The following is an 11,943-nucleotide window of genomic DNA, read 5'->3' on the forward strand; positions in this document are numbered from 1 at the left end:
GGTCGCGTCGGTAATCCTTACTCGTCGGCGTCGTTCTCGGCCGCGTGCGGCCGGTCGTCGTCCATGCCGAGTTCCTGGATCTTGCGGGTGATGGTGTTGCGCCCGATCCCGAGAAGCTGGGCGGCCTCGATGCGGCGACCTCCCGTGGCGGTCAGGGCTCGTCTGATAAGCGTACGTTCGAACTCGCGCGTGAGGCGGTCGAAAACCTCGCCGGGGGTTGCTGCAATCAGGCGGTCGGCCTCCAGGCCAAGACCATCGACCCAGTTGACCGGCGTTTCGCGGGTCGGCTGGTCGCGCATCTCCGGCGGCAAATCGGCGACTTCCACGATCTGGCCGGGAGCCATCACCGTCAGCCAGTGACAAAGGTTCTCGAGCTGGCGGACGTTGCCCGGGAAGGGGAGGGCCTGCAGGTACTTGATGGCCGACTCCGAGATGCGCTTGCTCTCGACCCCGAGTTCCTGCGCGCTGCGCTGCAGGAAGTGGCGAACCAGGATGGGCACGTCCTCGCGACGTTCGCGCAAGGGGGGCAGGCGCAGGCGGATGACGTTGAGGCGGTGGAAGAGGTCTTCGCGAAACAGCCCGAGCCGTACGCGCTCTTCCAGATCCTGGTGAGTGGCCGCAATCACTCGCACGTTGGCCTTGATCGGTTGATGCCCGCCGACGCGATAGAAATTGCCGTCCGACAGCACGCGCAGCAGGCGCGTCTGCAGTTCCGACGGCATGTCGCCGATCTCGTCGAGGAAGAGGGTGCCGCCTTCGGCCTGCTCGAAGCGGCCGCGGCGCTGTGCGGCAGCGCCGGTGAACGCGCCGCGTTCGTGGCCGAATAGTTCGGATTCGAGCAGGTCGCGCGGAATCGCCGCGGTGTTGATTGCGATGAAAGGGGCGTCGCGGCGCGGGCTGTGGCGGTGCAACGCACGGGCTACGAGCTCTTTGCCGGTGCCGGACTCGCCGTTGATGAGGACTGTGGCGTGCGACTGCGACAGCCGGCCGATGGCACGGAACACCTCCTGCATCGATGGCGCCTGACCCAGGATTTCGGGCGCGAGCGTGGTCTCTTCGCTCGCACCTTCCTGGTGCGTACTTTGGTCTATGGCGCGACGAACGAGTGCGACCGCCTGGTCGACGTCGAACGGCTTGGGCAGGTACTCGAAGGCGCCGCCCTGAAAGGCGGCAACCGCGCTCTCGAGGTCGGAGTACGCGGTCATGATGATCACGGGAAGCTGAGGGTGTACGCTCTTGACCCGCTGCAGCAAGGTTAATCCGCTTTCGCCCGGCATCCGGATGTCCGATACCAGTACCTTCGGCGGGTGGGCGGTGGTCTCGAGCTCGGCCAGGGCTTCGCTCGCCGAGGTGAAGCTGCGGTGGGAGATCTCCTCGCGACTGAGGGCTTTTTCGAGCACCCAGCGGATGGAGCGGTCGTCATCTACGATCCAGACGGTATTCATTGTATTGATGCACTTCTTTGGTGCGGACGCCGCAGGCGCAGGTCACGTCCGGTCGGTAATCGGTAGCAGGATGGTGAAGCAGGTGCGCCCGGGGCGACTTTCGACGTCGATCATCCCCTGGTGCTGCTCCACGAAGCTCTGGGCAAGTGACAGGCCCAGTCCGCTACCCCCGTCTCGCCCCGAAACCAGTGGATAGAAGATCTTGTCGCGGATCTCTTCCGGTATGCCGGGGCCGTTGTCGATCACTTGCAATTCCAGTGCCAGCTTGAAGCGACGCTTGGCCAGGGTGACCTGGCGGGCGACCCGGGTGCGCAGCCGGATCTCGCCTTTGCCGCCGAGGGCCTGTGCGGCATTACGCGCGATGTTGAGGATGGCCTGGATCAGCTGCTCGCGATCGGCAGTCAGTTCAGGCAGGCTGGTGTCATAGTCGCGGCGGATCACGACATCGGGGAACTCCGCGAGGATGAGCCGGCGCACGCGTTCGAGCACGTCGTGGATGTTGAGCTGGGCCGGTCGCATCATCGAGTGCGAGGTCAGCAAGCGGTTCATCAGATCCTGCAGGCGATCCGCCTCGGCGATGATGACTTCGGTGTACTCGCGCAGTTGCGGGTCGGCGAGTTCGCGTTCGAGCAGTTGCGCCGAGCCGCGGATGCCGCCGAGCGGATTCTTGATCTCGTGGGCGAGGTTGCGGATGAGTTCGCGGTTGGCCTGTTGCTGCTGCAGCAGCTGTTCTTCACGGGCGACCCGCAACTGCGCGTCGATCGGGCGGAATTCGAGCAAGAGCTTGACGCCGGTTGCTTCCACCGGGCTTACGGTGCAATCCAGGTGTATGGCTTCGGCCTGGCCACGGGTAATGGTCAGATCCTGGCCGGTGTAGCTCCAGTTGGTCCGCAGTGCATTGTCGAGCGCGGTACTCAGCCCTACGGGTTCCCCGAGCAGGCGGGCCAAGGGGGCGCCCAAGAGTTTACGCTGACTGATCGCGAAGAGGTTTTCGGCGCCCGGGTTGATGTAGCGGATGATGCGCCTTTCGTCGATCAGCACGACCGCTGAGGACAGCAGGTCAAGGCCGGCAAAGGCGTCCGCGGCGGTGGCAGCGGGAGGTGAGGATGGATGTCGGGCCATGGATGGGACCATCGTCGGCCATGGGCGTGCCATGGGGTCAGCGTCGCGGTTGTCTGCGGAAATGCAGTACCGCATTTACGCAAGAATCACGCCAAACCAGGCATCAGCGCAGGTTGGAGATCTCCCGCTTGAGCGCTTCGATATTGCGCTCATGCAGTTCGACCTTATCCTTGAACGGTTGAAGTCGATCCAGGACGCGTTGGTAGTTGCGCTCGTCGCCCGTTCGGATGGCTTCTTGCTCGCCCAGTGCCTTGCGCGCTTCCTCGAGGGCGCTCTCTTCGGTTGTCAGTTCCTTTTCGAGCACCTGGCGGCGGCTGTCGTCACGTGAGCGCTGGGTGTCGGGCGAAACGCGCGGAAACGCGGGGGAAGAGGGGGCTGTGGCGGGGGTGGTGCCGGACGGTGCGCGCGGTGGCGGCATGCTCGAGACCGACTGGTCCTGTGAGAGCTGCTTGCAGCCTCGGCCGAGATTGCGATCGTTGGTGTAGGTGGTACGTCCTTCGGCGTCGACGCATTTGTAGACCTCGGCGCTGGCCAGCGGGGAGCCGCACAGGAGGAGCAGGATCGGCAGGATGCGAAGCTTGGGCATGACGTTGTCCGCAGGCGTGACCACTGCGCCGCGGCGCGCCGCAGTGGTCGGGTGGGGCATGGAGGGGGGATTAGACTCCATAAAAAAAGGACGGGCAATGCCCGTCCTTTTCGCTACACGCCGTAACCGGAAGGATTACAGGCTGTAGTACATGTCGAATTCCACCGGGTGGGTGGTGATGCGCATGCGGTCCACTTCTTCCATCTTCAGTGCGATGTAGGCATCGATGAAGTCATTGGAGAAGACGCCGCCACGGGTCAGGAACTCGCGATCCTTGTCGAGGTATTCCAGCGCCTGTTCGAGGCTGGTACACACGGTCGGGATCAGCGCGTCTTCTTCCGGCGGCAGGTCGTACAGGTTCTTGTCGGCCGGGTCGCCCGGGTGGATCTTGTTCTGGATGCCGTCCAGGCCCGCCATCATCAGCGCGGCGAACGCCAGGTAGGGGTTGGCCAGGGGGTCCGGGAAGCGTGCTTCGATACGGCGGCCCTTCGGGTTGGCGACGTAGGGGATGCGGATCGAGGCAGAACGGTTGCGGGCCGAGTAGGCCAGCTTGGTCGGCGCTTCGTAGTGCGGCACCAGACGCTTGTAGGAGTTGGTGCCCGGGTTGGTGATCGCGTTCAGCGCACGGGCGTGCTTGATGATGCCGCCGATGTAGTACAGCGCGGTCTCGGACAGACCAGCGTAGCCGTTGCCCGCGAACAGGTTCTGGCCGTCCTTCCAGATCGACTGGTGGACGTGCATGCCGGAGCCGTTGTCGCCGACGATGGGCTTGGGCATGAAGGTCGCCGTCTTGCCGTACTGGTGGGCGACGTTGTGCACGATGTACTTCAGGACCTGGGTCCAGTCGGCACGCTTGGTCAGGGTATTGAACTTGGTGCCGATTTCGCACTGGCCCGCGTTTGCCACTTCGTGGTGGTGAACTTCGACCGGAACGCCGGCGCCTTCGAGGGCCAGGACCATCGCGGCACGCACGTCATTCAGGCTGTCGACCGGCGGGACCGGGAAGTAGCCGCCCTTGACGCGCGGACGGTGGCCGGTGTTGCCGCCTTCGAACTTGTCGGCGGTAGACCAGGCGGCTTCTTCGGAGATGATCTTGCTGTAGACGCCGGACATGTCGACCGACCATTCGACCGCGTCGAAAATGAAGAACTCGGGTTCCGGGCCGAAGTAGGCGGTGTCGCCGATGCCGGTGCTCTTCAGGTAGGCCTCTGCACGCTTGGCGATCGAGCGCGGGTCGCGGTCGTAGCCCTTGCCGTCGGACGGCTCGATGACGTCGCAGGTCAGCACCAGGGTGGTTTCGTCGAAGAAGGGGTCGATGTAGGCGGAACCGGCTTCAGGCATGAGGATCATGTCGGAGGCCTGGATGCCCTTCCAGCCGGCGATCGAGGAGCCGTCGAACGGGTGGCCGTGCTCGAAGTGGTCTTCTTCGAACGCGGAGACCGGCAGGCCGACGTGCTGTTCCTTGCCGCGGGTATCGGTAAAACGCAGGTCAACGAAGCGAACTTCGTTTTCCTGAATCATCTTCATGACGTCTTGAGCGTTCATATTCACTCCTGGTGAGAAGAGGCAATGCCTGAATAACGGTCAGATTTCCGTTGCGGCGGACTTAAGCAGTTTCCGTGCCAAGCGGTTTTCGGCCGATGCCGCATTGTGCCACAAGGGCAAATTTTCGCTAGCGTTCGGCGGCTGGCACCAATATGGTGCCCTGTGATTTTTGATGCACCAATACGGTGCCTTATGCACAAGAAAGGTGAATGGAAAGGGGCAGGCCGCTGTTGCCGCCATTCTCCCGCTCCGTCGCATAGGCGGATTTCGCAGGGGGCCATAGAGTGGCGACGCTTGCCGGCGAAGGGACAGGGTATACTCGGGTGCTTGCGCAATTGTGGCCGTACACCATCATGGGATCCTTATCCGATCTGCTCGCGCTTGCCCGTCAGCGGGCGAGTGACCTCAATCTTCCCTACCAGGGCGCCCTGACGCCGGCCGAAGCCTGGCAGGTGTGGCAGCTTGCGCCCGGTGCCAGATTGGTCGACGTGCGTACCCGTGCCGAATGGGACTGGGTAGGTCGTGTTCCCAACGCGGTCGAGATCGAATGGTTGAGCTGGCCGGGAAGCCAGCCGAATCCGGGATTCATCAACCAGTTGCGCCAGCAGGTCGATCCGGAGGCGCTGGTGCTGTTCATGTGCCGTTCCGGCGGACGTTCGGATGCGGCCGCAAGGGCGGCCGGAGCGGCCGGCTATACCAACTGCTACAACGTCCTCGAAGGGTTCGAGGGCGACAAGGACGCCAACGGCCAGCGCAACCGCGTCGGCGGCTGGCGTCATGCCGGGCTGCCCTGGCATCAGGGCTGACGAGGAAGGACAGGCGGTTCGAGCGCAACCCGGCGCCGGACTCGCGGTCAGAGCACTATTTGCGACAGAGCCAAGCACCATGCAAGTTGCCACCATCAGTTTCGATCGTTTCAATGCCCTGCAGGACAACGAGGCGCAGGAGCGCATCCGTGCGGCGCGCGCCCGTCTGGGCGACAGGGCGGTGCTGCTATGCCACCACTACCAGCGTGCTGACGTCTATCAGCACGCCGATCTCACCGGTGATTCGCTCAAGCTGGCCCGGCTGGCCTCGCAGACCGATGCCGAATACATCGTGTTCTGTGGCGTGCATTTCATGGCCGAGGTCGCCGACATCCTGTCCAGACCCAGCCAGATCGCGATCCTGCCCGACCTCGCCGCCGGCTGTTCGATGGCCGACATGGCGAATCTCGCCAAGGTCGAGCGCTGCTGGCGCGAGCTGGGCGAAGTGCTGGATATGCCGGACGCACTGATCACCCCGGTCACTTACATCAACTCGGCGGCCGACCTCAAGGCGTTCTGCGGCGAGCATGGTGGCATCGTGTGCACGTCGACCAATGCGCCGACCATCCTCGACTGGGCTTTCGAACGTCGCGAGAAGGTGCTGTTCTTCCCGGATCAGCACCTGGGACGCTGGACTGGCTACAAGAAGGGGATTCCACTCGAACAGATGGTGGTGTGGGACCCCGATCTCGAATACGGTGGCCTGACGCCCGAGCAGATCCGTAACGCCAAGGTGCTACTGTGGAAGGGGCATTGCTCGGTGCACCAGATGTTCCAGGAAAGCCATATCCGCCGCTGGCGCATGCAGCATCCGGAAGGCCTGGTCATCTCACATCCGGAGAGCAGTCTCGAGGTCTGTCAGAACTCTGATTTCGTCGGCTCCACCGAGTACATCATCAAGACCATCGCTGCCGCTCCGGCCAACACCCGCTGGCTGGTCGGCACCGAGCTCAACCTGGTGAACCGTCTGGCCGAAGAAATGAAGCCGGAAGGCAAGGTCGTCCAGTTCATGGCGCCGACGGTGTGCATGTGCTCGACCATGCAGCGTATCGACCCGCAGCACCTGGCCTGGACCCTCGAGAATCTTGCCGAGGGCAACGTGGTGAATCGCATCCAGGTGCCAGAGCACGAAGCCGAACTCGCGCGCGTGGCGCTGGACCGCATGCTGGCGGTGTCCTGAGGACCAAGCGACGAGGTCTGCGATGAAGCTGCGGATCTGCACCTACAACATCCACAAGGGCTTCTCCCAGTTCAACCGTCGCATGGTGGTCCACGACCTGCGCGAGCGCCTGCGCAGCCTCGATGTGGATCTGGTCTTCCTGCAGGAGGTGCAGGGGCTGCATCTGCACCATCCGCTGCGCCATGCCGACTGGCCGGCACATCCACAGCACGAGTTCCTGGCCGAGGATGTGTGGCATCAGACGGCTTACGGCGGCAACGCGGTCTATGACCATGGCCATCACGGCAACGCCATCCTGAGCCGTCACGCCATCCTCTCGGCCGACAACCAGGATGTCTCCGACCATCGCTTCGAACGCCGCGGGCTGCTTCACTGCGAGATCGCGGTGCCCGGAGTGGATACGCCGGTGCATTGCGTCTGCGTGCACCTGGGGCTGATGGCCGGCAGCCGGCGACGCCAGATGGAAGCGCTGGCCGAACGCATGGAGCGGCTGGCGCCCGACGGTGCGCCACTGATAATCGCCGGCGACTTCAACGACTGGCGCAATCGCGCCGACGACATCCTCTGTCGCCGGCTGGGCCTCGTCGAGGCCTTTGGTGCCGGCCGGGTGAGGCCACCACGCAGCTTTCCCAGCGCCCTGCCCTTGTTCAGGCTAGACCGGATCTACGTGCGCGGTTTTGATGTTTCTCGCGCGGACGTCCATTACGGCGAACCCTGGTCGCGGATCTCCGATCATGCGGCGCTGACCGCGGATCTGGAGCGCATGCATTGACGGAGCTGGTCGAAGGCAACGCGATCGCGCTGCTGGAGAACGGCCTGCAGTATTTCCCCGCGCTGGAGGCCGAAATCGACACGGCCTGCCACGAGGTTTTTCTCGAGACCTACATCTTCAGCAAGGACGCAATCGGCCGCCGCATTGCCGCAGCCCTGGTACGTGCGGTTGCGCGTGGGGTACGGGTGCGGGTTCTGGTCGACGGTTTCGGTGGTCGGGAATTCGTGCGCGAGCTGATGCCCGCGCTGGTGGACGACGGCGTCGAGGTACTGATCTATCGTCGTGAACTGCGCATGATGTCGCTGCGCCGTCACCGCCTGCGTCGCATGCACCGCAAGATCGCCCTGATCGACGCGCGCGTCGCCTTCGTCGGCGGGATCAACATCACCGACGATTTCGAACTCGCGGGCCCGCCGCACCCGCGCTACGACTATGCGGTACGGGTCGAAGGCCCTCTGCTGAGGCCTATCGCCGAGTCGGTGCACCGGGTCTGGCGGCTGGTGTCATGGGCGAACTTCCGGCGTCGCCTGCAGGAGACGATGCGCCAGCCCACCGCCGCGTCGGCGGGCGAACTCAGGGCGGCCTTCCTGGTGCGCGACAACCTGCGCCATCGTCGCGACATCGAGGACGCCTATCTCGCTGCAATCGCGCGTGCCAACCACGAGGTTGTTATTGCGAGCGCCTATTTCTTTCCTGGCCGCCCTTTTCGCCAGACCTTGCTCGAGGCGGCGGAGCGCGGCGTGCGGGTGACGCTGATCCTTCAGGGGCTGGCGGATCATCCGGTGCAGGCCTATGCGACGCGGGCACTGTACCCGCACCTCCTCGATCACGGCGTTCGCCTGTTCGAATACCACCGCAGCTATCTGCATGCCAAAGTGGCGGTGATCGATGGCCGCTGGGCGACGGTGGGGTCGAGCAACATCGATCCCTTCAGCCTGTTGCTGGCGCGCGAGGCCAACGTGGTGGTGGAGGACGAGGCCTTCGCCGGTCGCCTGCGCGCCAGCCTGGAAGTGGCGATGCGTGACGGCGCCCGGGAGCTGCGCCGTGACGACTGGCGGCGCCTGCGGCCGCTGCGCCGGGTGCTGAGCTGGCTGGCCTACCAGGCGGTACGTCTGGCGATCGGCCTGGCCGGGTATGGCGGCCGCCACTGAGTGGCGACGCCTGCGCCCGGTCAGCGTTGCGGATGGGGGATGGCGCGTGCCGGTCGCCGTGCGGAGATCACTCCGGTATTTACGCCTGCCCAATTGAGGCCGCCGAAAAGGCGGGCGTATTCGATCTTGACGCAGCGGTCCATCACCACGTCCAGTCCGGCCGCCTGCGCCCTGGCCGCCGCTTCCTCGTGGATGACGCCGAGTTGCAGCCACAGCGTTCGCGCCCCGATGGCGATGGCGTCGTCGACAACCGCAGGCACTTCTTCTGGCCGGCGAAAGACGTCGACCAGATCGACCGGCTCATGGATCGCCCGCAGGCTGGGATAGCACTTCTCGCCGAGCACTTCCTTGTAGGCCGGATTGACCGGGATGATGCGGTAGCCGCGCGTCTGCATGTACTTCGCGGCGAAGAAGCTCGGCCGGTGCCAGTTGGCCGACAGGCCGACCACCGCGATGGTGCGCGTCTGCTGCAGCACGCGGCGCAGGCCGGCGATGTCGTCGATCAGGATGCCTTTCTTCGGCTGATGCATCGGGTTTTCCTCAGGCAAGGTCAGGTGCCGGGGCGTGGCGTTTGCGCGGTACGCGGGCAAGTTGCCAGTTGGCCCGTGCCCAGCGCCAGACCTCGGCCAGCGGCATGTCAGCGAGGTCTGCGGGGGGATTCTGGCCGAGAAAGGCGAGCGCCGCCACCAGTGCGCCGGACGGCGGCTGGTCGTCGATCGCCCGCGCCAGCGTCTGTTTGGAGAGCTTCTCGCCGGCGGCATTGGTCGCCACCGGCAGGTGTGCGTGCGCCGGTGCAGGCGTGCCGAGCAGATGGTGCAGGTGGATCTGGCGGGCGGTGGAGTCGAGCAGGTCGGCGCCGCGGACAACATGGGTAATGCCGGCCGCCGCATCGTCGACCACCACTGCCAGCTGGTAGGCGTAGAGGCCGTCGGCACGCAGCACCACGTAGTCGCCGCAGTCCCGCGCGAGGTCTTCTTCCTGCCAGCCCTGGATGGCGTCCTCGAAGCCGATCAGGCCTTCGGCGCGCACCCGCCATGCACGGGCTTCGCGGCCGGGAGGCAGGCCCTGGCGGCAGGTGCCGGGGTAGCGCCGCGAGCCGTCGCGGGCGAGTGCCGAATCGGCCAGCTCGCGACGGGTGCAGGCGCAGGGGAAGGCGTGGCCGGCCGACTTGAGCCGTTCGAGCGCGGCGGCGTAGGCGTCGATGCGGTCACTCTGCCAGACCACCTCGCCGTCCCATTCGAAGCCGAAGCGCTCCAGCGTGGCGAGGATGCCCCCGGCCGCGCCGGCGATGCAGCGGGGCGTGTCGACATCCTCGATGCGCAGCAGCCAGCGGCCCTGATGGGCGCGGGCTTCCAGCAGGCTACCGGCGGCGGCGACCAGGGAGCCGAAGTGCAGTGGACCGGTGGGCGAGGGGGCGAAACGGCCGACGTAGGCGGATGGCATCGCGGCAATCGGTGTGGCTGGGGGCATTGGATTCGGGAGCTGCGACAGCCGGCGCTGTCCGCCGTGCTCACGGGTCGGAGCGCCGGGCGCCGGATGTGCGGGGCATGATAGCATTCGGCGCCGGTCGCCCGGCCCGCGCATGCGCGCAGGCCTTGCGGCCGCTACCCGTCCGCCATTTCCTGTGTCGACCGCTGCCATGCTGACGGCGAGTGACACCGTTTTCGTCCCGGCCCGCCGTGCGCATCGATTCCCGAACCGCTCTCGCCTGCTATCTGCTGCTTGCCCTTGCCTACCTCGGCGGGGTGCTGGTGCCGCTGATGAACAACGATTCGGCGCACCATGCCGGCATCGCCTTGCACATGCACCTGACGGGCGACTACCTGAGCCTCGTCACCCAGGGACAAGACTACCTCGACAAGCCGCACCTGCTGTTCTGGCTGGCGGCCCTGGCGTTCAAGCTGTTCGGCGTGAACTCCGTCGCCTACAAGCTGCCGTCCCTGATGTTCTCCGTGCTGGCGGTGTATTCGACGGCCCGGCTCGGCGGTCTGCTCTACTCGGCGGAAGCCGGCCGTATCGCCGGCCTGGTGCTGGCGAGCGCCCTAGCCTTCGTCCTTGCCAACAACGACGTACGAATGGATGCGCTGCTCACTGGCGCCATCGTGTTCTCGATCTGGCAGCTGGCGGCCTTCGTCGCCAAGCCGCGCTGGCGTCATCTGGTGCTGGCGGCGCTGGGGCTGGCGCTCGGCTTTGCCACCAAGGGCATGATAGGCGTGGCGATGCCGCTGATCGCGGTCTTCCTGCACCTGGCCTACCGGCGCGACTGGCGCCGGCTGTTCGATCCGCGCTGGCTGGCGCTGCCGCTGCTGGTGCTGGTTTTCGCTTCGCCGGTGCTCTATGCCTACTACCACCAGTTCGGCGCGGACGGCGTGCGCTTCATCCTGTGGTCGCAGAACTTCGAGCGCCTTGCCGGCGAGCGTTTCGGCAACGCCGGTGCGGAGGATCCGCTGTTCTTCGTTCATACCTTCCTGTGGGCTTTCCTGCCCTGGTCACTGCTGACCCTTGCCGCGCTGTGGACGCATGGCCGGCGTATCGTCGCCGCGCGTCTGCAGCCGCAAGCCGGCAGCGAGCTGCTGACCCTGGGCACGCTGGCTGTGCTGTTCGCCATCATTTCGGCGTCGAAGTTCAAGTTGCCGCATTACCTCAACATCCTGCTGCCGCTCTTTGCGGTGCAGCTCGGCGCCTGGCTGGCCGCGCGCGTCGAACTGCCTCCGGGGCGCGCAATGGTGCTCACGCAGTGGCTCGCGGGCGCCATGCTGGCCCTGCTCGCGGTGGCGCTCAACGGCTGGGTGTTTCCACTCGGCGGCGGGGTGGCTGCCGGCGCCGCGGTGGTGGCCCTGGCCGGGGGGCTGCTCGCCTTGCATCACAAGGGCGTCGCCCGCCTGGTGGTGGCTTCGATTGCGGTGGTGGCAGTGTTCAACGTTCTGCTCAATTTCAATTTCTATCCCCGCTTGCTGGAGTACCAGGCGGGTAATCGTCTGGCCGCGGCGGTGGCGCAGCAAGGCCTGGATCGGGGCGCGGTGTTCTATCTGGAGGGGCACGGCCGTGCCGGTAGTTTCGATTTCTATACCGCGCGCCTTACACCGACGCTGTCGCTCGAGGCGCTGCGTGCCGCGCCGGGGCCGCACTATCTGTATACCGCCGCCAGCGGGCGCGACGCGGTGGTGGCGGCGGGCCTGCGGGTGGAGGTGCTGGCGAGCAATCCCGATTTCCGCGTCACCCGGCTCAATGCCGCCTTTCTCGATCCGAAGCGGCGGCCGAAGACGCTCAACGAATATTTCTTGCTGAAGGTAGGTGAATGATGCTGCGTACCGGGGCTTCCCGAGGGTGTGCGAC

11 protein-coding genes are annotated in these 11,943 nt (G+C 65.4%); 5 read left to right on the forward strand and 6 right to left on the reverse strand.

The genetic code is table 11. The features are described 5' to 3' along the window. Positions 1-17: 17 nt before the first annotated feature. From ntrC to glnA, 4 genes are all read right to left on the reverse strand, one after another. Positions 18-1,445 carry a nitrogen regulation protein NR(I) gene (gene ntrC / locus CJ010_RS04615; protein ID WP_141016949.1) on the reverse strand — a complete coding sequence of 476 codons (1,428 nt, stop codon included), beginning with the start codon at positions 1,443-1,445 and terminating at the stop codon, positions 18-20. Positions 1,446-1,487: 42 nt separating this feature from the next. Beyond that, positions 1,488-2,567, reverse strand: coding sequence for a nitrogen regulation protein NR(II) (gene glnL, locus CJ010_RS04620; RefSeq protein ID WP_141016950.1), 1,080 nt, complete (start codon positions 2,565-2,567; stop codon positions 1,488-1,490). Positions 2,568-2,670: 103 nt separating this feature from the next. Then, a complete protein-coding gene (locus CJ010_RS04625) occupies positions 2,671-3,153 on the reverse strand; it encodes a DUF4124 domain-containing protein (protein ID WP_141016951.1) in 483 nt (160 codons plus the stop codon). 135 nt (positions 3,154-3,288) lie between these two features. Then, on the reverse strand, positions 3,289-4,698 hold the full coding sequence (gene glnA / locus CJ010_RS04630; RefSeq protein WP_141016952.1) for a type I glutamate--ammonia ligase: 1,410 nt from the start codon (positions 4,696-4,698) through the stop codon (positions 3,289-3,291). Positions 4,699-5,051: 353 nt separating this feature from the next. Here glnA and CJ010_RS04635 point away from each other — a divergent pair, with 353 nt between their 5' ends. The 4 genes from CJ010_RS04635 to clsB all read left to right on the forward strand — a co-directional run bounded on the left by CJ010_RS04635 (position 5,052) and on the right by clsB (position 8,607). Beyond that, positions 5,052-5,504 (forward strand): rhodanese-like domain-containing protein, encoded by a 453-nt coding sequence (locus CJ010_RS04635; RefSeq protein WP_141016953.1) that lies wholly within the window; start codon positions 5,052-5,054, stop codon positions 5,502-5,504. 79 nt (positions 5,505-5,583) lie between these two features. Next, the gene (gene nadA, locus CJ010_RS04640) at positions 5,584-6,684 is read left to right on the forward strand and encodes a quinolinate synthase NadA (protein ID WP_141016954.1); all 1,101 of its coding nucleotides are present in this window, start codon (positions 5,584-5,586) and stop codon (positions 6,682-6,684) included. A 22-nt stretch (positions 6,685-6,706) separates the two neighbouring features. Further along, on the forward strand, positions 6,707-7,456 hold the full coding sequence (locus CJ010_RS04645) for an endonuclease/exonuclease/phosphatase family protein (protein ID WP_141016955.1): 750 nt from the start codon (positions 6,707-6,709) through the stop codon (positions 7,454-7,456). Then, entirely contained in the window at positions 7,453-8,607 is a 1,155-nt protein-coding gene (gene clsB / locus CJ010_RS04650) for a cardiolipin synthase ClsB (protein WP_141016956.1), read from the forward strand. The genes CJ010_RS04645 and clsB overlap by 4 nt, the downstream gene beginning before the upstream one ends. Positions 8,608-8,627: 20 nt before the next feature. Here clsB and CJ010_RS04655 read toward each other — a convergent pair whose 3' ends face one another. Together CJ010_RS04655 and gluQRS are read right to left on the reverse strand one after the other, a co-directional pair. Further along, positions 8,628-9,137, reverse strand: coding sequence for a CoA-binding protein (locus CJ010_RS04655; protein ID WP_205754898.1), 510 nt, complete (start codon positions 9,135-9,137; stop codon positions 8,628-8,630). Positions 9,138-9,147: 10 nt separating this feature from the next. Beyond that, complete coding sequence (gene gluQRS, locus CJ010_RS04660) at positions 9,148-10,050, reverse strand: tRNA glutamyl-Q(34) synthetase GluQRS (protein WP_141016957.1); 903 nt, start codon at positions 10,048-10,050, stop codon at positions 9,148-9,150. Positions 10,051-10,286: 236 nt separating this feature from the next. Between gluQRS and CJ010_RS04665 the strand changes: the two genes are divergently transcribed. After that, positions 10,287-11,909: a glycosyltransferase family 39 protein gene (locus CJ010_RS04665; protein WP_141016958.1), complete on the forward strand. Its 1,623-nt coding sequence runs from the start codon at positions 10,287-10,289 to the stop codon at positions 11,907-11,909. Positions 11,910-11,943 lie beyond the last annotated feature (34 nt).

Source organism: Azoarcus sp. DD4 (genome assembly GCF_006496635.1).
Lineage (GTDB): Bacteria > Pseudomonadota > Gammaproteobacteria > Burkholderiales > Rhodocyclaceae > Azoarcus.